We start from the raw sequence: 25,298 nt of genomic DNA, 5'->3' as shown, positions 1-25,298 counted from the left end.
ACCCTACTTATTTAACAGAGGATAATATCTTTCTTTTATTATATTGAAATGGTGCGTTTCATGACCAATAATTACAAAGCCCAGTCCCAAGACAGATATTTCTCTGTTAAAACAAATGCCTTTACTAAGAGACATATCTTTTGAAAATGATTTAAAAAGCAGTAAAGAAGATTGTCTCACTACAATTAATTCATCTATCAAATCTTTTATAGTTCTGTTTGTTGTGTCTGCATTACTTGCTAGTAATGTCTCGTCATATCCTGGCAATACCGTCTCATCTTTCCTGGAAAACCTTAAAGCCCTGTAAGACTGTATTCTTTCATTATCAATTATGTGTTGAATTATTTGTTTTATAGTCCATTTTCCCGGTTTATACACATGGTCACCTATTTCTTTATATAATGAAAGATCAAGCATGTTAAGGTTTTGAATGGATAAACTCATTGCTTTTACAAGATCCTGCTCTTCTACCAGATCTATGTACCTGTCAAAGAAATCCGGCATCGGATTTATTTCTGATTTATTCATAAAGTGTTTATATAATTAACTGATTAGACTATGCAAATATAAAAAAATGATCATGCAGCAAAAGGTTTCGGCAGAATCCTACTTAAGAATGTCTTTTTTTCAATACATTTAAAATAAGATACTAAAATAAATAAGATTTTGAACATCTATTCACTTTTCCGATTGGAGAACATTAGTTTATTAAAAATTTTCCTGCTAACAAGCGTAATTTTAGCTATTCCTATTTTTTTATTACTAATCTTCATACTAGACCAGATTTTCTTCAATCAAACAGAAATGATCTTCTGGGTATTATTTCTAATTACAATGTTTCCCTGCGGAACACTAGGAATATTATCAGGATATATTTTAATCCTCAAAGCAAAAAAAATAAAGAGTGAATTTGGTTTTTCAATTGGCCTGTTTATTATTCTTTGCAGTATTGGCTATTGCTTTATTGGTACTGCAGGTCTTATGCTAATTTACATTGTCACTAGCTAAGATAATAATTTCAAATTTGCAATACCCCTCAACCTTACTTGTTTAAACATAGTTTTTTTTATTTTAAAAATTCCCCCAAGGTAAAATATTTTAAAATAAATTAATTAACTTTCCTTTACAAATTACAATATCATAATTATAGAATTTCGGATATATCTGGAATGGCATTTCCACTATAAACATTATGACCAACAACTTCCTATAGTTCCGAAATACGCATGAAATACAGTTTTTAGGCTACTCAATTCAGTTAAACTTTTTTCACTAAACTATGGACGAATATAGACAAGATTCCAATCATATAGGAGTAATTCAATCCGATAGATCCAGCGTTTTAATTGAAGATCAGATTTACCCAATACACTATGAATATTTGTGCTATACCTTTAAACCTGATAGCAGAATCAAGGGGCATCTGAGACTGGAAGAAAATATTATAGATGGCAGCACTGCACTTGCTCCGGAACATGGACAAGTTATTGTCAAAAAGATTATTAATGGGATAGCTTATTTCGAAGGTAATGATTTGTTTTGTGAAGTAAGGTTACTCTGTCCATTGTCAGGTCCAACACCTGTCTTTGTCCCACAAATCCTGCTTATTTAATAAACTTGATTAAGTCACTTCATGCCTGACTTAATCATACAGGTAACTACTCAACACTTTCAGTCTTCTTAAAATATGGCTGATTGAAATATTGCTTTCTGAACCACAATTCAAAAGCCGGATCTAGGAATTCATAGGTATTATTTATTTCATGTACAATATCAGCATTTAAAAGTATAACTTTATTTTTACTGACATTTCTTGGGGTTCCCAGCTGATAAATGTTCATCACCTGTGCCGATGTAAGCTGGGTTTCGCCTTTAACTATTGCTTTTAACAGATTCAGCTGAGTCACACTTACAGATTCAACCTCTTTCTGGTAAAAAGGAGTGTTGGCCTGAATAAGCTCCAGGAGAGCATTCTCAATATTAACTCTTGTTGCTAATGGCAATGCGCTATTCCAGGTATAGTGCGCCAGTTGTTGCACATACCAGGAATGATTTTTCATAAGCACAGCTATAAGTCTTGCATCTTCTTTACTAATTATTTTATTGGTTTCGGCAAACTTAGAAGTTATAAAGTCAACCCAACGATTCTCCTCTATCTTTGGTAAAAGCATAATATCACCAAATCTGTAAAAAGGTTTTGATGGATTATTAAAAATATCAGCCATCATATGTCTCTTGCTTCCGAAGAGACAATAAGCTACGTTTTTCTGTCTTTGCCATACAGCCCGAAGTTTTTTCTCAAAATTTTCATAATCATTATAACCAGAGATATTCTGAAACTCATCAAGGCAAATGATCCATTTAATGCCCTTTTTTTGTCCGATGGTTTCCGGAAGGTTTAAAATCTCCTCGCTATGTTTACGGAGATCCTTCCAGTCAAAACTAAGACTGAAATCATTTTCAGGGTCAAGCCCCAGATTTATTCTGGGTATAAGCTTTTTAAATAATTCCTTACCATATCCAATCCATTCCTGCCACTTGCCAGAGGATGCTTTTATAACCTCCCTGGCATAAGTTTCAAGGAACTCCTCCTGGCTTCCAAGAGTAAAGAGATCAATTACTACAGTTTTATATTCTTTCGGATATTCTTTACTGATTTCAGATACTACTTTTTCAACAAGCGATGATTTCCCCCACCTGCGGGGAGAAATTATGGTGGTATTTATGCCATTCAAAAGATTATCTTTTAAGCGCTTTACTTCGTTTTCACGGTTGGTAAATGCTGTAGAAGATACAGTATTACCATATGCAAAGGGAGATATGATCATAGAACCTTATATATTATACTCATTGGTATTATACCTAAAGGTACAAAAATAACAAACTGACTACTAACCCGATGTCGATTATTTCGACTAGAAATCATATAGATCTCCGTCAATCGAGGATACTATAAGGCACACAAGTCCAAATCCTAAAATTATTAAGGTGATAATCGACAAAAGAAAGATTTTTAAAAAATAAGAAATATTTATCCAACTCCCGTTGTTCCTTATTTTATGACATACAATGAAGTATGCTTCAGACTATAGAATAATGACAATAGACTGGAATGCCAATAAAGAAAAAATACAGAGTTAAACTCATAAAAATAGCAAAAATCAATTCAATTGATCTCCCACCATTTTCATAATCTGAAAATGCATAAAATTATCCATTGATACATTACGTTTTGTATTTTCATTAAAATTAAGAGGTTTGATAATATAACCTGTCACCCCGAACTCTTCGCCTCTGCTTCTGTCCCTATCTTCATTGGAAGTTGTCATAATAAAGATTTTAACATTATTAAATGTATTATCTTTCCTCAATTCTGTCAGAAATTCACCGCCATTCATTTTAGGCATATTAAGATCCAAAACGATTATATCCGGAATAGGAATTCTATTTTTACCTTTCAAGAGATCAAGTGCTTCTATTCCATTAAAGGCTGTATGCAAAAGAATCGGCAGATTTATTTTTTTTAAAGCACGCTCAAAACTAATGACATCCAATTCATCATCTTCTATTAATAAAATTGAAATTTCTTTCATAAGAATTACTGGTTATTTATATTGGAAAGCCAACTTTAATGGCAGGCCAGGTAAATATAAAGGCAGCTCCTTCTCCTTCATTTGAAACTACTCTTATATTCCCTTTCTTATCTTCTATAATTTTTTTCACAATGGATAATCCAATACCTGTGCTTTCAACTTCATGCTTTTCACGCAAAGTCTGAAATAATCCAAAAATTTTATTATGATATTCTGGAGAGATACCTACTCCATTATCTTCCACAGTAAATTCAACCCCATCAGGAATCTCCTTTGAAATAATCGTAATAATCCCCGGTTTGTTACCTTTATACTTTACTGCATTGCTTATCAGATTGGAAAACACTTGTTGAATTCTCAGTTTCTCAGTAAAAATCACAGGCATCTTATTGGATACCCTTACTTCAAAATCACCAGGAACAATAGAATCCACAATATCTGCAAGCAGTTCGTTCACATTTACCTCTTCAAGAGGCTGACTGGTTCTTCCTATTTTTGAATATTCCAGCAAACCATTTATGAGACTTTCCATACGCTCAACCCTTCCTTTTAACTTATCAAGATACTTATGCACCTCAGGGGAAAATTCACTACCATAGTCTTCCTCCATCCAATGAACCAGATTGTATATACCTCTCAGAGGTACCTTTAAATCATGAGAAACTACATAAGCATAATTATCCAATTCAGAAAAACTCTTTTTTAACTTCTCTGACATAATATTTAAAGAATCCGACAATTGTGACAACTCATCTTTTTCAGTATCCTTAATAGCCTCAAATTGGCCTTTAGAGATATTATCCGCAAGGCTAACCATAGACTTAATTCTATTTATGATAATATGAGTGATATAAAACGCACTTATTACCCCAACTGAAATTGTAATAATTGCCAATAACATTGTGACACGCTTAGCTATGGCAATAGACTCATTCAGTTTTTCCCTCCTGGCTTTTCTAACCCTGTATTCGGTTTTATCAAACTCTTTGAACTTTTTAGAAATCTCATCGGTCATTTTTTTCCCGAATTCTTTTCTTAATTTCTCTTCAAAAAGAACTTCATATTCGCTTGAAATTACTTTAGGATTAATTTGTTTGAATTTAGCCTGGATTAGGTCATTGGCATATACCAGCCATTGGTTGTGCAACTTTTGTATCTCATTGAATCTGGTTATCTGAGCAGGAGAATCGGAAATGAGCTTACGTTGTTCATCCACAATACCTCCCAGGTCTTTTATACTCGAGTAATAAGGGTCTAAAAATGATTTATTCTCTGTAAGCAAATAACCTCTGAAATTAGACTGCATTTCGAGGATAATCTTATGAATTTTAGCAGAGTTGCGAATAATAGCCTCAGACTTGGTAAGGTACTCTGTGTTCCTGTTTACATCCGAAGAAAGTTTAAGATTGACTCCAAAACTAATAAATGAAAAAATGATGATCAGAGAAAAACTTGCTATAATTTTACCAGATAATCTAAGTTTCATAAACAATATATAACAGGTTAATATTGTTAATGTTTTAAACAAAAAAGGCACCTACAGGTTTATGTAGGTGCCTTTAAAGAGCCCCCAGTCGGAATCGAACCAACGACCTACTGATTACAAGTCAGTTGCTCTACCAGCTGAGCTATGGAGGCTTTATTTTGTTTTTGCTTTTTCGTTTGCCTTAAAAGCGAGTGCAAAAGTATAGGACTTTTCGAAATATCCAAAACAATTCAAAAAAATTATTTTTCATTTTCTGCATCTTTTATCATTTTCAATTGATCTTTTAGCTCATCTATTTCATTTTGAGCCATTTCTATTTTTGAATAAAATTCTTTTTTCAGCTTGTCTGCTGCTGCAGATTTTGCAAAAAATTCCAGGTTGGTATTCAAACGATCAATTTCTTGCTTTAGCACTGAAATTTTGCGGTGAATTTCTTTCTCTTTTTGATAAAGTTTTTTTCCACCTTCAGGATTTGTTTTTAATGCATTAATCTGAAGGCTTAACTTTAATTTGTCTACTTCAGACTTATCTCCTTCAAGATGCCCAAGGAAATTATCAACAGCTCTCTGATATCTTGCATTGATATCTTTCATTTCTGCTTTAGGCACAAAACCTATTTTTTTCCATTCATCCTGTATAACTTTTAAATCATCCGGATTGGAATCCTTTTCAGAATTAAGTTTTTCCAATTTTTGAATAAGAGCATTTTTCTTTTCCAGATTATCTTTAAACTCCTTTTCATGTTCTGCCTGCATTTCCCTTTTCTTGTTAAAGAAATGGTCACAAGCAGTTTTAAAACGTTTAAAAATCGGCTCTTTTTCTTTTATTGGCACAGGGCCGATTGCTTCCCATTCTTTTTGAAGATTTTTTAATTCTGTTGCTGTTCCGCTAAAATCAGTCTGATCTTTTAAAACTTCAGCTCTTTCACACAAAGCAATTTTCTTCTTAAGGTTTTCTTCTTTTTCCACCTCAAGGTGTTTGAAAAATACCTCTTTGTTATGGAAAAAGGATTTACATGCACTCCAGAATCTTTTTGATATTTCTTTTCCTTTATCCTGAGGAACACCTCCAGCCTGCTTCCACTTCTCTTGTAATTCCAGCAGCTCTGCTGTCTTCTGTTTCCACTCTTCAATTCTAGTTGTCTGGAATTGAGCGAATCCGGCAATAGCATCAGCTAGTTTTATTTTGACTTCAAGATTTTGTTCCTGACGTTCTCTTAATTCCTTATAATATTCACCTCGTTTCTCATAGATTTTATCGGAAGCTACTTTAAATCTATTCCAAAGAACTTCCTGATCCTCCTTCGGAACAGGTCCAATATTTCTGAATTCTTCATGCAGAACTTTAAGTTCTCTAATCAGAGCATTTACTGTCTGGTTCGATTCAGCAAGGCCTTCTGCTTTTTCACATATTTCGATTTTAGCTTCTAGATTTTTCTTTCTATCCAGCTCCTTCAGTTCAAAATATATACTTCTGTTATTGTAAAATCGCTCTACCAAAGCATTATAATTAGCCCATATTTCCTGAGTATGAGCAGCAGGTACTGAGCCAATTTTCCTCCACTCTTCCTGAATCTCTTTCAGTGAAGTAATGCTTGTCTGAGTTTCCTCAGCAGAGATCAATGCTCTGAGCTTATCTAGCAACTCGTTTTTCTTCGTCAGATTTTTTTCCTTATCCTTTTCCAGGTTAAGAAAGTGTTCTGATAACTTGTGGCGTAGCTGATCATATTGTTTATCAAACTTTAAACTCACATTATCTCTTCGATAATCAAAATCGGTTTCTTCACCCCCATTGGCAAGGAATTTATTCAATGCTTCATTCTTTTCAACTTCCAGCAAATGATCATAATGATATTTAATCTGCTTTAGCATTGCAGATGCTTTGCTGAGATTTTCATCTAGCTTCATGCCTTCAAGCAACTTTAGCAAATCTTCTTTTGAAAGTTGTGATAGATCACTAATATGTTCATGGGCATGTTCTTCATCATGAACATCCATTTCATCTATCATAGATTTTATAGGAGTAGCCACCTCCTCGCCCTTTCCGCCTTCCTTTATCTTGTCATTTCCCAAAAGTTCTTTTTCCTTGCTCATGGTATTACCTTTTAAAAATTTTTAATTCAATCTTGGATCAATAGGATAATTCGATAGCATTTTATACTTCCCCCCCATACTCTTCAACATTTCCCGCCAAAGATTAGCAGGCTCTATATCAAATATATCCTCAGTTTCAACATGGCTTACAATCCATGAATTTGCTTTAAATTCGTTTTCCAGCTGCCCACCTTCCCAACCTGAATACCCCAGAAAAAATCTGAAATCTTCAGCATTGGCCAGGTTATTATTAAACAAGTCTAGTACTTGTTCGAAATTTCCTCCCCAGTATAAATTATCTCCTAACTTTACTGCCCCTTCAATATTATAATTATTTCTGAAAATGAAATGTAGCGAATCTTGTGCAACAGGTCCTCCAATATACAAAAGCTCTTCCGAATTTACACTTTCCAAAACAGAATTAAGCGTAATAATCGTAGGTCTGTTGAGCACAAGCCCCAGAGCTCCCGATTCTCCATACTCACACATAATAATCACAGTCCGTTCAAAGTTATCATCACCCAGGTATGGCTCCGATATTATTACATTACCTATCTTCAACATTCGTAAATCAAAATTCTTTTTATCTGAAAATGTTTGATATCAGCTATTTAATAAATATCTATCAATATATCATACTATAACAATTATACAAGTACTAAGGGTACATTGCAAGTTTTTCATATTTAGTTAAAAGATATTATTAATAAATTCATATTTAATACCTAACTTCAATTCTGAATTAAAAAACATACCTTACCGGCATTTGTTTTTACAACCTATTGCGCATGAACAACAAGGAGCAAAATTTATCAGACATTAGAAATGAATACAAACTTAAAATACTATCTGAGTCTGATGTAAAAGAAAATCCATTGGACCAGTTTCAAGAATGGTTGGATCTGGCTGTAAAAAGTAATTTGTACGAACCTACTGCCATGACCTTATCTACGTGTGATAGTCGTTGCAGACCTTCTTCAAGAATAGTTCTCTTAAAAGGATTAGATGAAGGTTTGGTGTTTTTCACAAACTATGAGAGTAAAAAAGGTAAGTTAATAGCTGAGAATCCTTTTGCTGCTGTATTGTTTTTCTGGCCTGAGTTAGAGCGTCAGGTAAGAGTTGAAGGCAAGGTTGTAAAAGTAAGTCATGAAGAATCTGATAAATATTTTTATTCCAGGCCAAAAGCTTCGCAGATAGGCGCTATTGTTTCTCCTCAAAGTAAAATTATTTCTTCCAGAAGTGACTTGGATTCAATGTTTGAAAAATCGCTGGCTGACCATGAAAACAAAGAAGTAAAAAGACCGGAGCACTGGGGTGGATACAGGATCATACCTGAATATTTTGAATTTTGGCAAGGAAGATCAGGAAGACTTCATGACAGAATATTTTATCAAAGAGAAAATAACGGATGGATTAAAGGCCGACTTGCTCCTTGATCAGGAAGGTTTTACAACAATTCAAACATGTTTTTAATGCCTATGTTTCTTTCAGATGTAAATCCTTCTCCATACTTAACCCCTATAGAATGCCCTAATTCTAATGCTCTGGCTTCAATGAATAATAAAAATTCCGGTGAAGAAATATAAGTGCCAGGTTCTTCGCTATCTGGATTGAAAAACTGACTACGAAATGCTTTAATTGTTTTTATTTTTTGATCCCAATAAGGAGTTACATCTACTATCAGATCTGGTTTTATATATCTATCTTGTATATAATGATATACATTCCTTGGCCTCCAAGCCTTCTGTCCCGTTTCAATTTTTATAAGCCCTGAAAGAAAACTGGCTCTTGATACAAGATCTGAAGCCCTTCCATGATCAGGATGCCTGTCATGCAATGCATTGGTGATTATAATCTCTGGCTGGTACTTTCTGATTGCTTTTACAATAGCAATTATATGGTCTTTATCTTCAACAAAAAATCCATCTTCAAATCCAAGATTTTCCCTAGCTGCAAGCCCCAGAATACTAGCAGCTGCTTCTGCTTCCATCTCCCTGATTTCAGGTGTACCTCTTGTACCCAACTGGCCACGGGTGAGATCTACCAGCCCCACTTTCTTTCCCATTTCAATATGGCTGATTATAGTCCCTGAACAGGCTAATTCCGCATCATCAGGATGTGCAGAAAGCACCAGCATATCTAATTTCATAGGTATTAAAAGCAGTTATATCTTTTTATCTAATTCTAAGTTTTCTCCCGACCTTAAGAGTGGTTCTGGTTGAAATACCATTCAGTTTACAGATTGTACTAACAGGCACTCTGTATTTCTTACTAATTGTTCCCAATGATTCCCCTGATCTTACTCTGTGATAGAATACTTTTCGGGCTTCTCTCAAATACTCAAAATGAGAAGGATTAAGCTCAAATACCTTCGATTTTAATGTATTCATAGGAAAATCATAAAGTTCTTCAGGATTAATTGCATTCCCCTCATATCGTACTTCAAAATGTAAGTGAGGTCCAGTACTTCTACCTGTATTTCCCCCATCACCTATTAATTCTCCGGCTTTTACCAATTGCCCCACAGAAACATGAGATTTGGAAAGATGGCCATAAAGTGTTTCAAGACCATTGTAATGTCTGATCATTACATAATTCCCATACCCGCCTGCATTATATTGATTTATTCTGACAATACCGTCAAAACATGCTACAACAGGATCTCCGATTTCAAGCTTTAAGTCTGTTCCATAGTGCCATCTGGTGTGACGCATACCAAATTCAGATGTTTTATGGCAACCTGTAAGAGGCATTGACCAGTTAAAGCCACCAAGAGAATCATACAGGTGAATATTCAATGTGTCTGAAAACTTGGAACCATCGCGCTTGTATGGGTTTACAGTTCTTGAATCCCAAATAGAATAATATTCGGCAATAGTGACCCAAATAGAATCCATCTTTAATTGCTCGGCTACTTCTACAATACTTGTTTCACCTTCATCAATATCAGTGGTGTCTTCGCTGACTAGCTCCGGTTCTCTCTGAGGGTCAAAGTAGATGGCATTTTCAGTATCTGAGGTATCGACAAATTCTTCATCAAAAAGTATTTTGCCTGCTTCCGGTACTGAATACTCAATGGATGGGGTTTTAACATTTAAGAAATCCTTATTCTTTTTTTCCTGAGAAAAAGCTTTCAGGGAAAAAAAGAATAGGATTATCAAAAGTGAATAGCACTTTTTATTCTGCATTATTTAACTGTTTCCTCTTCAGCTTCTTTAGCGGCAAGATATCGTTCAGCATCAAGTGCAGCCATGCAACCAGAACCGGCCGCTGTTACTGCTTGTCTGTATATATGATCCTGCGCATCACCACAAGCAAAGACACCTTCAATATTTGTTTTACTGCTTCCCGGTAATGTATTAATATATCCGTTGTTGTCAAGATCTAACCAACCTTTGAATATGTCTGTATTAGGCTTATGACCTATGGCAACGAAAAATCCCTGAACAGAAATATTTGTTAATTCTCCAGTTTGAACATTCCTTACTCTCATTCCTTCCACTTCCTCTTCTCCTAATATTTCATCGGTTTCAGAGTTCCATAATACTTCTATATTAGGAGTGTTTAATACTCTTTTTTGCATGATTTGTGAGGCTCGCATGGTATCTCTTCTAACAAGAAGATATACCTTTCTGCAAAGCTTAGAAAGATAAACAGCCTCTTCACAAGCAGTATCACCAGCACCTACAACCGCAACATCTTTACCTCTGAAAAAGAATCCATCACACACAGCACAAGCAGAAACTCCTCTCCCGTTTAGTCTTGCTTCAGATTCTAAACCAAGCCATTTTGCTGATGCACCGGTAGAAACTATAACAACGTCCGCATGAATCAAATGTGATTCGTCAATAATTACTTTATGTACAGGACCGGTAAAATCTACAGAAGTAGCCATACCAAATCTGATATCAGTGCCAAATCTCGCTGCTTGTTTCTGAAAATCTTCCATCATTTTCGGACCAAGTACCCCTTCAGGATATCCAGGATAATTTTCCACTTCATTTGTAATCATTAACTGCCCGCCGGGCTGAGCTCCTTGGTATAATACAGGTTTTAAACCAGCTCTTGCTGAATATATTGCCGCAGTATATCCTGCAGGACCGGAGCCAATGATAAGACACCCAACTTTTTCTTCTGCCATAACAAACGTGAAATTTTTAAGGCTGTGAATTTCGTGAAAAATCCCTATTAATCCAAAACCATATGTTCCGGCATAAAGTTCCGTTCATCCAATAAAATTAGAGAACAACTACAATCTATTATCATTGTTGTTCAGTCCTTTGCGACAAAATTTAACAAGTTTATAAATTCCCAGGTTGTTCTGATATGAAGTCTAGATAAGTGTTGAATGCCAAAATTTTATAAAATGAAATCGAGCAGAAATATTTCAATTCTATTAATGTTACTTTTTGTATCTTTTATTTCATACTCATGCAAAAAAAGAACTGTCGTTAACACAAAAGAAAAACATGATAATGGTAAAACAAAAATTGTGAAGCGAGAAACAACTATCAGAAGGCCAACTGCTAATAATGATATAATTGGTAACCGCATGAAATACAAAGAATATTATGAAAATGGCAAAAGGAGATCCTATGAAAAATCAAGGAATTACTCTAAAATATGGCCAATTAAGGAAGAAAAACCTGATAAAAAAGTATTAATAAAAAGGTATAATGAAAGGGGGAAACTTGTATATAAATTCACTAAAACGAAAAAGGGAGAAGAAGTACACAGGTATGATGATAAAGGACGGCTCACCTACATACAACTGATTGAAAAGGGAAAAGTGAGAAAAGTAATAGATGTGAATAAACAAAAGATAGTTAAAAGAAATTAAAAAAAGCCCTAAATGGGCTTTTTTTAATTAGATTAACCTAAATAAGGTTTAAGTGCTTTACTCCTTGAAGTATGTCTTAATCTTCTGATCGCTTTTTCTTTAATCTGACGAACCCTCTCTCTTGTAAGGTTGAATTTCTCTCCGATCTCTTCCAATGTCATGGAATGCTCTCCATTAAGACCGAAATAAAGAGTAATTACATCTGCTTCACGTTGCGTTAATGTTGAAAGTGCTCTTTGAACTTCTTTTCTCAAGGAGTCATTCATCAGTTCTGAATCAGGGGTAACCTCACTATCATTTTCCAAAACATCCAGAAGGCTATTTTCTTCTCCCTGAACAAAGGGGGCGTCCATTGAAACATGACGACCTGAAATTTTGAGAGTATCAACAACTTCAGAAGTACTTACCTCTAATACTTCAGCAAGTTCATCCGGGGAAGGCTCTCTCTCGTATTTTTGCTCAAGATCAGAAAAGGTTTTGGATATTTTATTTAAAGAACCAACTCTGTTTAAGGGTAGTCTTACAATTCTTGACTGCTCGGCTAATGCCTGAAGGATTGATTGACGAATCCACCATACGGCATAAGAAATAAACTTAAAACCTCTTGTTTCGTCAAATCTCTGAGCAGCTTTAATAAGGCCAAGATTCCCTTCATTAATCAAATCTCCCAGCGAAAGTCCTTGATTTTGATATTGTTTTGCAACAGAAACAACGAATCTAAGGTTTGCTTTTGTAAGCTTTTCCAAAGCTAACTGATCACCTTCTCTGATTCTCTTCGCCAGTTCCACTTCTTCATCAGGGGTAAGTAGATCCACCTTTCCAATCTCCTGAAGATATTTGTCAAGTGACTGGCTTTCCCTGTTGGTAATCTGTTTGCTTATCTTAAGCTGTCTCATTAAATTGGGTATTTATGCTTGTATAGATGACAAAATTAAGCGAAAATCAAGTGCAAAATTTAATTAGTGAAACGATTTTTTTTTTGCTTTAGTTATAAAATTCTGCTCTTATTAGATGAAGTTTATTTGCTTTGTTCCGATTCTTTTTTTTCCGGCTTCGGTATCAATACTTTGCGTGATAATCTGAATTTACCAGTTTTTTTGTCAACTTCCACTAGTTTAACCTTAACTTCTTCTCCAACTTCCAAAACACCCTCCATATTCTCCAATCTTTCCCACTTAATTTCAGAAATGTGAAGTAAACCGTCTTTGCCAGGCATAAACTCGACAAAAGCTCCAAATGGCATTATAGACTTAACTTTACCTTGGTAAACCTCTCCCACTTCAGGAATAGCCACAATTCCTTTTACCCATTTCACAGCCTTGTCCATTACTTCTTTATCCTTGGCAAAAACATTTACCAAACCACCATCCTCAACTTCTTCAATAATCAACGTGGCTCCAGTAACTTTTTGTATTTCCTGGACTACTTTTCCTCCAGGACCGATTACAGCACCGATCATATCTTTAGGAATTCTTATCGCAAAAGATCGAGGAGTATGAGGTTTTAGATCAGCTTTCGGTGCATCTAGAGTTTTCTTAATTTCATTAAGAATGTGAAGTCTTCCGTTTTTAGCTTGCTCAAGCGCTTTCTCAAGTATTTCATAAGACAACCCTTCGACTTTCATATCCATCTGACATGCAGTAATTCCCTGCTCAGTTCCTGTTATTTTAAAGTCCATATCACCAAGATGATCTTCATCACCAAGAATATCAGAAAGAACTGCCCATCTATTTGTTTTGTAGTCAGAGATCAATCCCATCGCAATACCAGATACAGGTGCCTTAATTTGAACTCCTGCATCCATTAGGGCTAAAGTTCCGGCACAAACTGTTGCCATTGAGGAAGATCCATTAGATTCTAAAATATCAGAAACGATACGAATAGTGTATGGATTTTCAGATTCAGGAGGTAATACCTTTTTCAAAGCTCTAAGAGCCAGGTTTCCGTGCCCAACTTCTCTTCTTCCTGGTCCTCTGTTTGGTTTAACTTCACCTGTAGAAAATCCAGGAAAATTATAATGAAGCATAAACTTGTTTGTACCCGCAACCATTGCACTGTCGATCATTTGCTCGTCCAGTTTGGTTCCCAAGGTTGCAGTAGTAAGAGATTGAGTCTCTCCTCTTGTAAATATTGCAGAACCATGGGCTGAAGGCAGATAATCTACTTCACACCATATTGGTCTTATTTCATCAAGCTTTCTGTTATCTAACCTTACTCTCTCATCTAAAACCATGTTTCTTACAGCTTCTTTCTCGATTTCATGGTAATATTTACTGATCAATTTTAAATCTTCAGTATGATCTTCAGGTAAAGACTCTATAAATGCCTTCTTTATTGCCTTAAAAGATTCCCCTCTTACAGCTTTATTGGCATTTCCCTGTTTTGCAACAGCATATACTTTATCATAAAGCTCTTTATGCATTCTTTCTTTAAGTTCTGCACTATTTACTTCATGACAATATTCTCTCTTTTGTGTTTTACCTGCCTCAGCTTCAAGCTCTTTAAGGATGGTGCAATGTACTTTGATTGTATCATGAGCAACTTTTAACGCTTCCAACATCACTGATTCCGGTACCTCGTTCATTTCACCTTCCACCATCACAATATTGTCATAAGAAGCACCCACAATAAGATCTAAATCTGCTCCCACCATTTGAAGTGGAGTGGGATTGATTAAAAATCTTCCGTCTTTTCTTATAACTCTAACTTCAGATATCGGTCCATTAAATGGAATATCTGAAACTGCCATCGCTGCTGAAGCTGCAAGAGCTGCAAGACAATCCGGCAGAGCATCTTTATCAGCAGAAATCAGGCTTATGTTTACCTGAGTATCAGCATGATAATCATCTGGAAACAAAGGTCTCATAGCTCTATCCACTAGTCTGGAGACCAAAACTTCCATATCACTTAATTTTCCTTCCCTCTTTAAAAAGCCTCCAGGAATTTTCCCTGCAGAAGCAAATTTCTCCTGATAATCAACTGATAAAGGCATAAAATCTACACCTTCTTTTACTTCTATGGCAGAAACTACAGTAGCAAGAAGCATTGTATTTCCCAATCTCACTACCACAGAACCATCCGCCTGTTTGGCCAATTTCCCTGTTTCTATGGAAATAACTCTTCCGTCTTCTAAAGGAATATTTTTCCTAATTATGTTTAACGACATCTTTAATTTTATAAAACTCTTGTGAATTAAAAATCAGATTTGCGGACATCAAAAATAGCGAAGCAAATAATAAAAAGAGGGAATTCGACCGAATCCCCTCAATTTTTTTATTTTCTCAAATTGTGTTCAGCGATTATTGCTCTGTAACGATCAATATCTACATTTTGAAGATAATCCAAGATTCTTCTTCTTTTACCAACAAGTTTCAAAAGTCCTAATCTTGTAGAGAAGTCTTTGGGATGAGTTTTCAAATGCTCTGTCAAATAATTGATTCTATGGGTGAAAAGAGCAATTTGAGATTCAGATGAACCAGTATCCTTAGCAGATTTTTCTCTGCTGTTTTTTTTAAAGATCTCCTGTTTTTTTTCTGTGCTTAAATACATGCCTTTTATTTGTCTACTTATATTCCGATTTAATAAACCGCAAAGATATTAAACTACATTTTAATATACAAATATTAACAGAATATTAAATTCAACCTATTTCTTCTTAAAAATCTTTTTAACCGCTGAAATTAAGGGTGTATAGATATCCGTTTCAAGTAATCTGGAATCTTTTCTTGCTTTGTACCAAAAGAACAAACCTACAGGAAAGAGCATACAATTGGCCCACCACATACCTATCGGTACTTCTATCAGACTTTCTTTTGCCCACTTTTCTCCCATGATAGATAGTACATAAAAAAGTATGAAAAAAATAATTGAAATAAGCACCGGAATTCCGAACCCGCCTTTTTTAATGATAGCTCCTAATGGCGCTCCAATAAGAAACATGATAATGCAGGCAAGTGATTGTGTATACTTTCTATACTTTTCAATTTCAAATATATTAGAATCTTTAGTTAGGTGATATAATCTTTCTACGTGGGTTGAAGTAAATGCTTTAATACTTCTAGCCTGATTAACAGCCCTATTTAGGATCTGTTGCTTATTGGCCTTCACTAAAGAATCATTTACATTAATTGCCTGTGCTTTTGAAACTTTTCTTGCAACACTATCTTGTCTGGTATGAAAACTATAATAAGGCTTAACATTCCCCTCCAGACTTTTTTCAATATTCTTTTTTTCATTACGCAATGAATCTGAAGTCTTTTGTAATTCAGCCACATTTAACATTAATTTATTCGTTGCGAATAACTCCTCTTTTGTTCTATTGAGCTCAAAGGATTCAAGACTAAAAACCATTTTACTTTTCTTGAATTCATTCCTTAAAAAAGTATACCCCTGCGGTCGTTCATTATCCTGTGTTTCCGAAAAGTTTTTTCCGTTAAATAATTCAAGAATCAGATACTTGTCATTATAAGCCATGTACATTTTTCCCGAATCTGCAACAATCAGATCCGTATTACCTTTTCCTTGACTATGATCATAAATCATAAGGTTTTTTAGTGTTCGGCCATCCGGAAACTTTTTACCTACTTTTATGCTATATCCAGGCAATCCATTATAGAAAGCACCTTCTTTAAAATCCAATGCAGGTTTTTTTTGTCGAATATCATACAGGAGACTATATGCTTTCAAATTTGCCTTAGGAACTATATTATTATTAAAAAAGAATGCAATTACTGACAAAAGAATTACAATAAATCCTATTGGCAAAAGTGCCCTTGTAAGAGAAATTCCCGCACTTTTAATAGCGGTAAGCTCAAAGTGTTCACCAAGGTTTCCGAAGGTCATTAAGGAAGACAGTAATACGGCTAAAGGTAGCGCTACCGGCACCATATTCAAACTGAAATAAAAAATCAATTCGGCAAAAACACTAAATCCAAGATCTTTACCAACAAAATCCTCCAGGTACTTAAGAAGATATTGAGTCAGTAATATAAAAACTACAACTACAAATGTTAAAAAAAAGGGGCCTAAAAAAGCCGTAAGTATCAATTTATCCAGCTTCTTCATTAAGAAACTTTATTTATTTCAATGAAATTTTACTAATCAATCGTAAAACTAATATTTATAAAACTTTCTGACGACTTTTTTTCCATTATTATTTACTACAGTGTAAAAATAAATGCCAGTTTCGAGGTTTTGATTAAAACCATCTGCTTTTATTTTCAGTTCATTTCCGTAACAAGTTGTTTCTGCTATTTTACGACCATCTGCCGAAAATAAACTGATTATTCCAATTTCTTCGGGCTGGAGAGGCCAATTATCTGCCTCCATTTTTCCTTCAACAAGGATCGTTTTTATTAATTGCTGATTTAAATACAATCTGTAATATTTTGAATGATTAAATCTCTTATCATTTGTTAAAAATTCGACGAGAGGACTCGCCCCTTGAATTACTTCATTGAATATTATCTCAAATTCAGTCCCGTCTTCAGACCTTTCAATTATAACCCGTGAATTATTGGTACAAGAACCCAGTTGACAATTTAAAATTACCTCGTTTTCAAAAACATTTGCTTCGAACTTTAACAAAACTATAGGCAGAATCGAAAAACTACATAATGATGCTTGTAAGATCTGAGAAGAAGAGTAATTCCAATTTAATGGATTGGATATATTTTCCAGCATCTGGTTTTTATCCTTAACAATTTTTGTGCAATCAAATGAAGCATTTGCTCCTCCACTGAGATTAACCGCTGTCTTTCCAATTTCAAGTCCCGGAGGTAATGCAGAAGAATTGGTTGTCGTGGCATCGTCTTGCCAAATACCGTCCAGATTGTTTAAACCGAAAAGAAAAACAGGTGAATCAAAGTTTCCTTGAAATACCAACAATTGATCTCCACCTTGAGCAAGGCCAAAAAAGCCATCTATTCCAGTTGTTGTAAATCCATTATTATTCTTCTGATCAGCTGTGTAGGTAATAACAGTCCCTATGGAAAGACCTCCTTGCGGTACTACATATTTTATTAAACCTTCACTACGCCGGAGCAATCCATCTTTGGACCATCCACAGTCCGTAAAATAAATTACTTCATTTTCGGGCACATCTGATAAAGAGAGAAAGGAGAACTGGTCAGGATTTGATGCATTGTATTCAATAATGACAATATCTCCGGGATTTAAAGATGCCACTGTATAAAAAGGCATCAGTATGCACATTAAAAATGGCAAAAAGCTGGTTTTCATAATTTTCGCTGGTTGTAACGGCGAAAATAAAGAGAATCAATTAACTATCAAACATTTTCACTATTATGTAATTTAAAAATTGATTTTTTCCATAAAATCATTGTATACATCTAAAATTTTAAACATGAGATTCGTATGTAAAATAGGCTGGAATTATACAATTCAAACAATTATTTTTACTTTAGCACTAAAAATATCAGAAAAAAAAGTTACCTTAATTGTCTTTTGGGCATATAGAGGGTAATGAATGAATGTGTTTATTTAGGATATTAGAACTTTAATACATTATGATACTAAAAATCAATACAAAAGAACGGTTTTTAAATACAACAAGACATTGGTCAAGCTCTAGAAAATGTTTAATGTTTTTAATACTGCTTTTACTAAGTATCTATACAAATAATACTTACGGACAAATTGTGGTTGCCGGTACAGACTTTAATCCTTCCTCGGGAAATGCAGGAAGAACTTATATTGGTTTAGATGATATAGTACAATATGGTATTCAGACAGGAAGCTTAACGAGCACTCCGCCATTAGCCCCCAATGTGAATACAAATATTTTTAATGCTACTTATTACTATGCTATTACAGATAGCCCCTTCAAGCTTGACACTATTAGATATAAAAAGAACACTCCTGCTGATTACATGTTTGTGTATTCTCCGAAACCTGCAGGTGGTAATGTCAACGTTCTAGAATATTCAGTTAAAGGCCTGGTTCCAAGCTCTGCAGTGTCAGTAACTGTTAACTATTGTAGTGTTACCAGTTCGACATACGCACCATGTGCTAGTGACAGAGATGAGTTTAAAGGGGGAATAAATCTTGATCAAAATAACCAGTTGAATGGAACGGACTCTCCACAACTTATGATGGGTGCTTGCTCTAGTGTTACATATACTGGAACAGCTACGAATAGCGGGGATATGATATTTAGATTAAATGCAACTAGAAATGGATCATGCCAGGCTACAGGAATTTCCAAAATTGAAGTTAAAGGCTTTATTCAGCCAACAATTATCTCCTCTCAAGGAAATGAAGTATGTGCAGGAGAACAGATTTCTCTTCAAGCCAAAACCGATTATAATGCAAGCTATAAATGGCAAGTTAATTCAGGATCAGGATGGACTGACATACCGGGAGGTACAAATAAATCTCAATTGTATGAAGTAACTAATGTTAAAGAATATAAATTCAGATTAATTCTAACTCCATCAGGTGGTGGCCCCCCTATCACTTCTAATGAAATAACAGTAAATGCAATTACTTGTTGTCAGGAGAATGGAGTTGCCGCCTCAAGACAAACAATCTACTATGATGACTTCGGAAGAATAGACCTTTCGGATAAAACCGGTAAAACTTACAAAGTGTGGGACTATACAGATCCCTTAAATCCTGTTGAAGTAACGAAAACTACTACAACGCCATTTAGATGGCCGATTGCTCCTGCTCCTTTAAATGCTACCTTTAAAGGTACCGGTACACCGTTAGATGGAGAATACGCAGTAGCAGGCTATTTAACAGGTTATAATGCACACAATGGTTATGATGGTGCAAAATTAGAATGGGCCAATAGAGTTACAGGCCCTACCACTCCTCCTGACCTAAGTTATGACCATTCGGGAACTGTTGAAGGGGCTGCTTTATTTCTCAATTGCCCAATAAATACAGGAGGAAAAACTTTATATGAAAGAACTATATCTAACCTTTGCTTCGGAAAGCAGCTCTTCTTTGAATGTTGGATTGCTGTATTTACGAACAGCGCTGCAGGAGCATATAATCCTGTTGATGTAAAGGTAAGATTAACAGATGGAGGAAACGCTGCAAACGTTGTGGAAACTTCTGCAACTGCAACTCGTCAGGCTGACGGTGGAGGTGTATGGGTAAGAATTGGTGCTCAAATCAACCTATCCGGTAATTCTTTAAAAATGGAAATCATCAACAACCAGAACGTATCTGAAAATGGTAATGATCTTGTTCTTGATGATATAAAAATCATGGCTTGTGCACCTCCTGCTATTGATTTATTCTTCGATCTTGCAACTTTATCAAAGTCCAAAACTATTTGCGGCACAGATAAATTAGACCTATTTACTAAGACTACTGCTTTACTTAAAGCCTATTACAATAATAATCCTTATTTCTTATATCAATGGACCAGAACACCTAATGATGTAACTTCATGGAAAAACCTTGGGGCACCTGGTACTCCAGAGTCACATACAATTGCAAATGCCTTGGCTCACGCGGCTTTCACTGGTTTACCTGATGGTGACAAAGTATATTTCAGAGTAATTGCAGCTACGCAACTTATCTTTAATGATAAAAACAACTTCCAGGGAGTGGGGAACTATGCCAATATCAATGATCCATGTAAAAATTATTCTGTTTCTCCAGCAATCGAAGCCTATGAACTCTGTCCACTTCCAATTGAGCTTTTAAGTTTTGCAGCTGCAAGTGATGGCGACAGAAATAAGCTTATGTGGACCACTTCATGGGAAAAAAATAATGCTTATTTCATTATTGAAAGAAGTGATGACGGGAAAACATTTAGCCAGATCGGACGTGTAGAAGGTAATGGAACCATAAATAATGTTGTTTCATACTCTTTCTTTGATCAAGCACCGCTTTCAGGTACTAATTATTATCGTCTGAAACAAGTCGATTATAATGGAGCATACAGCTTCAGCAAGGTTGTAAGTTTAAATCACTTCACTCCTGAAGTTGCTGTTTATCCTAATCCAAACAATGGGGCTTGTACAATTAAAATTTTAACCCCAGCTGAAGAATACAACCTTGAGATTACAGATATTCAGGGAAAATCCGTTTACAATGCTGCAGGAAATGAAATCCCTGAAAGAATCGAAATTTCGAACTTAACACCAGGATTTTACCTAGTCAGAATAAACCTGGATGGTCAAACAGTAACTAAGAAACTTATAGTTTATTAGTATTATTTAAAAATTAAGCACTTTCCAAAGAGAGGCTAACTTATCGGTTAGCCTCTTTTTATTTTAATAGATATTCTTGATTAAAAGGGGTAGTGATTCAGATCTGTGATAAATGGAAAAAAGGAGAATACGATAAGCAAACCTGAGTGCCACTTTATTTTAGTATAAAATAAGTGGGAAAATGCAGGGCTTGATGTTAGGACTAATCTTCTGCCCCTTCCTTGATTAAACTTAGATTATATAAAAATTAATAGACTAGGATTTTCTTCACATATACGGTATTGGTGGTATAAAATCTTACGAAGTAAATGCCACTTTCAACACCTCCTATTGAAATCTCTGAAGGTGTTATAGAATCAAAGACCATAATTACCTTTCCTGTTGCATCCGATATTTCCAAATGATCAAAAGATTCTGATAAAAATTTCACAAAGAACTTTCCATTATTAGGATTGGGATATATCTCCCAATGAAGGACATTACTCTTAATTTGAATAACAGAACTGTACATGAACATACCATTCACATCAACCTGCCTGATCCTGTAATAATAACCTTCAGCATTTACTTCACTATCTGAAAAATAATATTCATTGATAGAAGAAGTATTGCCAATTCCTTTCACTACTCCGACTGGTTCAAAGTCTTTGCCATTACTGCTTCTTTCTATTATAAAACGATCGTTGTTTATTTCACTTAAAGTAGACCAGAATAAGGTATTTCCGCCATTTTCATGTTGCCCGTGAAATGACAAAAAGATAACTGGCAGTATACTGAAAGAGTAGCTGATCTCATAAATTTCCTGACAATTACCAGAATCAACATAGTCACGAACAGCAAAGAATTTTATTCCTGAGGCTGAGGGATCAAAAGCCTCTCCTGATTTTAATCTGTTATAAAATTCATCCCTTAAATCATAATCCATTATATCAGCAGGATTTACTCCATCACTGATTAAGGCCAGCCTTAAATGTTTGATCACCTCTTCAGTCATATATGCTGATGCATCAAAAGGACCAAGTTTCTTTATTTGTGAGTTACCCAACTGCGCATCAAATATAAGCACCTTGGTTTCTGAACCTATTCCACAATCATTTGCATTGCTTTTGCTTTGCAATACACCAGAACTTATTGTTTTATAATCAATATAAGCAGTGTTAGTTATAGACCTCTTACATTTTACATCCCATAGGTCTATACCTGATGCATAATCTTTAATTCTTACTTTAAAGCTTATATCTATTGAATCACCTGGATTAATAATTTGCGTTACCGAAAGTCTTAATCTATTATCTGCTGAAGATAACAAGGTTATTCCTGCAGGGCTTGTTGGTATTCCATTCACATAAGAACTTGACATGAGAGATCCTGCGACAAAGTCAGTGGCTATATCAAGCGTATCATAAATAATATCACCACCTAAAGATTTATCATTGCCTTCATTTTTAATTCTTAACAAATAAGTGACATCAGAATTTAAACCTGTAGAATTTTTGTCTGCTGATTTTGTCATTATGAGCTTGGGTTGCAATCGCTCTATTGCAATATAGGCAAGGAAAGGATTGGTGGAACCTTGTGGCCCTGCATTCACGGTTAAAGTTGCCTGAGTTGCACCAGGAGCAACCGCTCCATCCGGAAGCTTTATATGATGAGCATCTAAACCCAGAGTATTGGGGTTGGAGGGTAATCTTATAATTTCATTTCCATTCTTACCATTTTTTTCACTGTAGCTGCTGATATGAGAACTTGATATGCCATCATACACAGAAGCCCAGTTAGCGTCAAACAACGGCGTATTGCACCCATCTTTGTTGTCAGCCCCATTACTGTTAGCAGGATATCCATTTGAGGTCCACAATTTATACAAAGGCTGATCGGTTTTATATGGGTTGATATCAAAAGGAGTACCTCCATTATCTGTCTGAAAGCCCAAACCCTCCGGGGCCACCTTTCCTATCTGAGCTGCAAGATTTTCGCCATCCAGAACAGCAAATCCCACATAAGATTTAAAATTATTTGTTGCAGGAGCCTGTAAACCGGATAAAACAAATTTTTGAGAATTTCCTTTATCAACGCTTTCTAAACCATCCCAAAGTGATATTAATCTTGGTGGACTTAAAGGCGATCTGAAAACAACTGTCAGTACCCATCCGCTGCATGAACCTCCTGAACTTTCATTTGGATAAGACTGAATGTTTCCCACCCAAAACTGTCCGCTTCCAACGCCCTGAACAAGGTTTGTTACATCTGCAACACATAAGTACCTTTTTGCATCAATTCTCACATTTGCTGCAGGGGCAGTAACATTCACATAATTACCTCCGGGAATTTTAAATTTAACTATTGGATACGTTGATGAATTTGTGTTGAAGACATCACCCGATCCATTATAACTTTTAGTGGGAGTATATAGTGTAATATTATTATTAGATCCTTTCAAACTTCCTGTCCAGTATAGGTATGCTGCTTCAATCTCTGAACAGGGAGACATCTCCAGTTCTGCCATGGATGAACTAAAAGTCGTTAGATCATTGTCGTAATCCGCATAGGTCATGCTGACAAATACATCGGCTAATTTAACAGGACTTCCATATCGAACTGGGCAGGAACTATTAGGATTTTGGGTTGTGATGCCAATGGTGCAAGGACTGTTTACATCAGGACAATGAGCGGCCTGACTGGTAAGACCTGACAACTTAACGAAAGGATTTCCTTCTTTATATACGTTATTTATATTTAACATTTTACCACTCATCAGCATTGTAGAATGCTTTATAAGACTGTCAGCTTTTATCTTACTTAGAGCTGCCTGAGCAGGATCAAGGTATACAGCTTCAAGGTTTGGAGCCCCTATCATTTTTATATCATACGGTCCATCCCAGGTTTTTCTTTGAATGAATGGGAATTGTGCATATACAGGAAACTGAACAATGACATTTATAGCTAAAGTCAAAGTCAAAAACAATAAAGAATTACCTGGCAAAATCCTTTTCATAGAATATCGGGAAGTATTTAAATCTAGGGCATTTTGCACATTCCATTATAAATCAAATGAATGTGTTTTACTACTCATTAAATACATACCGAGCTTGGGCAGGTAACGAAAATTTAAAAAAAATCAGAAAAAAAGTAAAAGATAAGGAGCATATCAAATTATCACTCGCTCCTTTTTTAATATGAAAATTCTCTATGCCAATCTATTGAGGAAATTCATATCCTCTTCTGATATCTTTAAATTTACCGCTTTATAATTTTCTTCCAGATGCTTTACTTTTGAAGTCCCCGGTATCAGCAATATATTCGGAGAATGGTGAAGTAACCATGCTAAAGCTACCTGATGGGCGCTAGCATTATAGCTAGCACCTATTTTATTTAATAACTCTATGGTATTGATATTGCCAGCGTTTAGTGGATACCAGGGAATAAACGCAATGTCATTTTGTTCACAATATTTTAATTCTTCTTCCCATTTGCGATTGTCAATGCTATACTTGTTCTGAACGGAGACAATCTTTACAAACTGCTGAGCTTTTTTAATATCCTGCTTACTGACTTCAGATAAACCAATATGTCTGATTAAACCATCCTCCTGTGCCTTCTTTAAAAAAGCCAAACTATCCTCAAAAGGTACAGCTGGATCAATTCTGTGAAGTTGATACAGATCGATTTTATCAAGTTTTAAGCGCTTTAAACTCCCTTCCAACGCTTTCTTCAAGTGATCGGGATGTGAATTAACAGGCCATTGATTAGGCCCTGTTCTTGTCAGACCACCTTTAGTTGCAATAATTAAATCCTTTGGATAAGGAAACAGTGCTTCCGCAATTAACTCTTCAGATACGTTTGGTCCATAACTGTCTGCAGTATCAATAAAATTAATACCCAATTCAACTGTTTTCTTTAGGACACGTATTGCTTCATCCTTATCAGCCGGAGGGCCCCATATTCCCTCTCCTGTAATCCTCATGGCTCCGAAGCCCATTCTGTTAACCTTAAGGTTTCCTCCTATTGAAATAGTTGAATTTGAATATGTCTTCATATTTTATATAGTTGAAATTTTTCTAACACTATAATCCGATTCAGTAAATATTATTAATT

At 35.2% G+C, this 25,298-nt stretch carries 20 protein-coding genes and 1 tRNA gene; 4 read left to right on the top strand and 17 right to left on the bottom strand.

The window, feature by feature from the left end; all coding sequences use genetic code 11:
* Positions 1-3: 3 nt before the first annotated feature.
* Positions 4-528, bottom strand: coding sequence for a DinB family protein (locus MYP_RS12835; RefSeq protein ID WP_045464103.1), 525 nt, complete (start codon positions 526-528; stop codon positions 4-6).
* Positions 529-1,279: 751 nt separating this feature from the next.
* Here MYP_RS12835 and MYP_RS12825 point away from each other — a divergent pair.
* On the top strand, positions 1,280-1,612 hold the full coding sequence (locus MYP_RS12825; RefSeq protein ID WP_045464097.1) for a hypothetical protein: 333 nt from the start codon (positions 1,280-1,282) through the stop codon (positions 1,610-1,612).
* A 46-nt stretch (positions 1,613-1,658) separates the two neighbouring features.
* On the opposite strand, the gene MYP_RS12820 is transcribed toward MYP_RS12825, so the two are convergent.
* The 6 genes from MYP_RS12820 to MYP_RS12795 form a co-directional block, all read right to left on the bottom strand.
* A complete protein-coding gene (locus MYP_RS12820) occupies positions 1,659-2,828 on the bottom strand; it encodes an AAA family ATPase (protein ID WP_052430172.1) in 1,170 nt (389 codons plus the stop codon).
* A gap of 333 nt (positions 2,829-3,161) precedes the next feature.
* Positions 3,162-3,593 carry a response regulator gene (locus MYP_RS12815; RefSeq protein ID WP_045464095.1) on the bottom strand — a complete coding sequence of 144 codons (432 nt, stop codon included), beginning with the start codon at positions 3,591-3,593 and terminating at the stop codon, positions 3,162-3,164.
* Between the two features lie 16 nt (positions 3,594-3,609).
* Entirely contained in the window at positions 3,610-5,079 is a 1,470-nt protein-coding gene (locus tag MYP_RS12810; protein ID WP_052430171.1) for a sensor histidine kinase, read from the bottom strand.
* Between the two features lie 79 nt (positions 5,080-5,158).
* Positions 5,159-5,231: transfer RNA gene (locus tag MYP_RS12805), tRNA-Thr, on the bottom strand.
* 87 nt (positions 5,232-5,318) lie between these two features.
* Positions 5,319-7,172, bottom strand: coding sequence for a DUF349 domain-containing protein (locus MYP_RS12800; protein WP_045464092.1), 1,854 nt, complete (start codon positions 7,170-7,172; stop codon positions 5,319-5,321).
* Positions 7,173-7,193: 21 nt separating this feature from the next.
* Positions 7,194-7,736, bottom strand: a complete 543-nt coding sequence (locus MYP_RS12795; protein WP_045464089.1) for a YqgE/AlgH family protein — start codon at positions 7,734-7,736, stop codon at positions 7,194-7,196.
* 224 nt (positions 7,737-7,960) lie between these two features.
* On the opposite strand from MYP_RS12795, the gene pdxH reads away from it, so the two are divergent.
* Complete coding sequence (gene pdxH, locus MYP_RS12790) at positions 7,961-8,608, top strand: pyridoxamine 5'-phosphate oxidase (RefSeq protein WP_045464086.1); 648 nt, start codon at positions 7,961-7,963, stop codon at positions 8,606-8,608.
* A gap of 11 nt (positions 8,609-8,619) precedes the next feature.
* Here pdxH and bshB1 read toward each other — a convergent pair whose 3' ends face one another.
* From bshB1 to trxB, 3 genes are read right to left on the bottom strand one after another with little or no spacing between them, the layout of a single operon-like run.
* Complete coding sequence (bshB1, locus tag MYP_RS12785) at positions 8,620-9,321, bottom strand: bacillithiol biosynthesis deacetylase BshB1 (protein ID WP_045464077.1); 702 nt, start codon at positions 9,319-9,321, stop codon at positions 8,620-8,622.
* 25 nt (positions 9,322-9,346) lie between these two features.
* Entirely contained in the window at positions 9,347-10,360 is a 1,014-nt protein-coding gene (locus tag MYP_RS12780; protein ID WP_045464074.1) for a peptidoglycan DD-metalloendopeptidase family protein, read from the bottom strand.
* Positions 10,360-11,313 (bottom strand): thioredoxin-disulfide reductase, encoded by a 954-nt coding sequence (trxB, locus tag MYP_RS12775; protein WP_045464071.1) that lies wholly within the window; start codon positions 11,311-11,313, stop codon positions 10,360-10,362. Before trxB ends, MYP_RS12780 begins: the two co-directional genes overlap by 1 nt.
* A 225-nt stretch (positions 11,314-11,538) precedes the next feature.
* Here trxB and MYP_RS12770 point away from each other — a divergent pair, with 225 nt between their 5' ends.
* The gene (locus tag MYP_RS12770; RefSeq protein WP_045464068.1) at positions 11,539-12,012 is read left to right on the top strand and encodes a hypothetical protein; all 474 of its coding nucleotides are present in this window, start codon (positions 11,539-11,541) and stop codon (positions 12,010-12,012) included.
* 32 nt (positions 12,013-12,044) lie between these two features.
* Here the strand turns inward: MYP_RS12770 and MYP_RS12765 are convergent, their stop codons facing one another.
* From MYP_RS12765 to MYP_RS12745, 5 genes are all read right to left on the bottom strand, one after another.
* Positions 12,045-12,908: a sigma-70 family RNA polymerase sigma factor gene (locus tag MYP_RS12765; protein ID WP_028978569.1), complete on the bottom strand. Its 864-nt coding sequence runs from the start codon at positions 12,906-12,908 to the stop codon at positions 12,045-12,047.
* 122 nt (positions 12,909-13,030) lie between these two features.
* Complete coding sequence (pnp, locus tag MYP_RS12760; RefSeq protein WP_045464066.1) at positions 13,031-15,178, bottom strand: polyribonucleotide nucleotidyltransferase; 2,148 nt, start codon at positions 15,176-15,178, stop codon at positions 13,031-13,033.
* Between the two features lie 107 nt (positions 15,179-15,285).
* Entirely contained in the window at positions 15,286-15,561 is a 276-nt protein-coding gene (rpsO, locus tag MYP_RS12755; RefSeq protein ID WP_045464064.1) for a 30S ribosomal protein S15, read from the bottom strand.
* A 96-nt stretch (positions 15,562-15,657) separates the two neighbouring features.
* Positions 15,658-17,076, bottom strand: coding sequence for an LptF/LptG family permease (locus tag MYP_RS12750; protein ID WP_045464062.1), 1,419 nt, complete (start codon positions 17,074-17,076; stop codon positions 15,658-15,660).
* A gap of 48 nt (positions 17,077-17,124) precedes the next feature.
* Positions 17,125-18,252: a hypothetical protein gene (locus tag MYP_RS12745; RefSeq protein WP_156140565.1), complete on the bottom strand. Its 1,128-nt coding sequence runs from the start codon at positions 18,250-18,252 to the stop codon at positions 17,125-17,127.
* A gap of 362 nt (positions 18,253-18,614) precedes the next feature.
* Here MYP_RS12745 and MYP_RS25065 point away from each other — a divergent pair, with 362 nt between their 5' ends.
* Positions 18,615-21,203, top strand: coding sequence for a T9SS type A sorting domain-containing protein (locus MYP_RS25065; RefSeq protein ID WP_052430170.1), 2,589 nt, complete (start codon positions 18,615-18,617; stop codon positions 21,201-21,203).
* A 247-nt stretch (positions 21,204-21,450) separates the two neighbouring features.
* Here the strand turns inward: MYP_RS25065 and MYP_RS25060 are convergent, their stop codons facing one another.
* On the bottom strand, positions 21,451-24,198 hold the full coding sequence (locus tag MYP_RS25060) for a T9SS type A sorting domain-containing protein (protein WP_052430169.1): 2,748 nt from the start codon (positions 24,196-24,198) through the stop codon (positions 21,451-21,453).
* A 192-nt stretch (positions 24,199-24,390) separates the two neighbouring features.
* The gene (locus tag MYP_RS12730; RefSeq protein WP_045464056.1) at positions 24,391-25,239 is read right to left on the bottom strand and encodes an aldo/keto reductase; all 849 of its coding nucleotides are present in this window, start codon (positions 25,237-25,239) and stop codon (positions 24,391-24,393) included.
* Positions 25,240-25,298 lie beyond the last annotated feature (59 nt).

The organism is Sporocytophaga myxococcoides, from assembly GCF_000775915.1.
GTDB classification, from domain to species: domain Bacteria; phylum Bacteroidota; class Bacteroidia; order Cytophagales; family Cytophagaceae; genus Sporocytophaga; species Sporocytophaga myxococcoides_A.
This window is presented reverse-complemented; position numbering and strand designations above follow the sequence as displayed.

Excerpts from the sequence above, each read along its gene's own strand:
- MYP_RS12835 (WP_045464103.1), bottom strand. The coding sequence starts at position 528 with ATGAATAAATCAGAAATAAATCCGATGCCGGATTTCTTTGACAGGTAC.
- MYP_RS12825 (WP_045464097.1), top strand. The coding sequence starts at position 1,280 with ATGGACGAATATAGACAAGATTCCAATCATATAGGAGTAATTCAATCC.
- MYP_RS12820 (WP_052430172.1), bottom strand. The coding sequence starts at position 2,828 with ATGATCATATCTCCCTTTGCATATGGTAATACTGTATCTTCTACAGCA.
- MYP_RS12815 (WP_045464095.1), bottom strand. The coding sequence starts at position 3,593 with ATGAAAGAAATTTCAATTTTATTAATAGAAGATGATGAATTGGATGTC.
- MYP_RS12810 (WP_052430171.1), bottom strand. The coding sequence starts at position 5,079 with ATGAAACTTAGATTATCTGGTAAAATTATAGCAAGTTTTTCTCTGATC.
- MYP_RS12800 (WP_045464092.1), bottom strand. The coding sequence starts at position 7,172 with ATGAGCAAGGAAAAAGAACTTTTGGGAAATGACAAGATAAAGGAAGGC.
- MYP_RS12795 (WP_045464089.1), bottom strand. The coding sequence starts at position 7,736 with ATGTTGAAGATAGGTAATGTAATAATATCGGAGCCATACCTGGGTGAT.
- pdxH (WP_045464086.1), top strand. The coding sequence starts at position 7,961 with ATGAACAACAAGGAGCAAAATTTATCAGACATTAGAAATGAATACAAA.
- bshB1 (WP_045464077.1), bottom strand. The coding sequence starts at position 9,321 with ATGAAATTAGATATGCTGGTGCTTTCTGCACATCCTGATGATGCGGAA.
- MYP_RS12780 (WP_045464074.1), bottom strand. The coding sequence starts at position 10,360 with ATGCAGAATAAAAAGTGCTATTCACTTTTGATAATCCTATTCTTTTTT.
- trxB (WP_045464071.1), bottom strand. The coding sequence starts at position 11,313 with ATGGCAGAAGAAAAAGTTGGGTGTCTTATCATTGGCTCCGGTCCTGCA.
- MYP_RS12770 (WP_045464068.1), top strand. The coding sequence starts at position 11,539 with ATGAAATCGAGCAGAAATATTTCAATTCTATTAATGTTACTTTTTGTA.
- MYP_RS12765 (WP_028978569.1), bottom strand. The coding sequence starts at position 12,908 with ATGAGACAGCTTAAGATAAGCAAACAGATTACCAACAGGGAAAGCCAG.
- pnp (WP_045464066.1), bottom strand. The coding sequence starts at position 15,178 with ATGTCGTTAAACATAATTAGGAAAAATATTCCTTTAGAAGACGGAAGA.
- rpsO (WP_045464064.1), bottom strand. The coding sequence starts at position 15,561 with ATGTATTTAAGCACAGAAAAAAAACAGGAGATCTTTAAAAAAAACAGC.
- MYP_RS12750 (WP_045464062.1), bottom strand. The coding sequence starts at position 17,076 with ATGAAGAAGCTGGATAAATTGATACTTACGGCTTTTTTAGGCCCCTTT.
- MYP_RS12745 (WP_156140565.1), bottom strand. The coding sequence starts at position 18,252 with ATGAAAACCAGCTTTTTGCCATTTTTAATGTGCATACTGATGCCTTTT.
- MYP_RS25065 (WP_052430170.1), top strand. The coding sequence starts at position 18,615 with ATGTTTTTAATACTGCTTTTACTAAGTATCTATACAAATAATACTTAC.
- MYP_RS25060 (WP_052430169.1), bottom strand. The coding sequence starts at position 24,198 with ATGAAAAGGATTTTGCCAGGTAATTCTTTATTGTTTTTGACTTTGACT.
- MYP_RS12730 (WP_045464056.1), bottom strand. The coding sequence starts at position 25,239 with ATGAAGACATATTCAAATTCAACTATTTCAATAGGAGGAAACCTTAAG.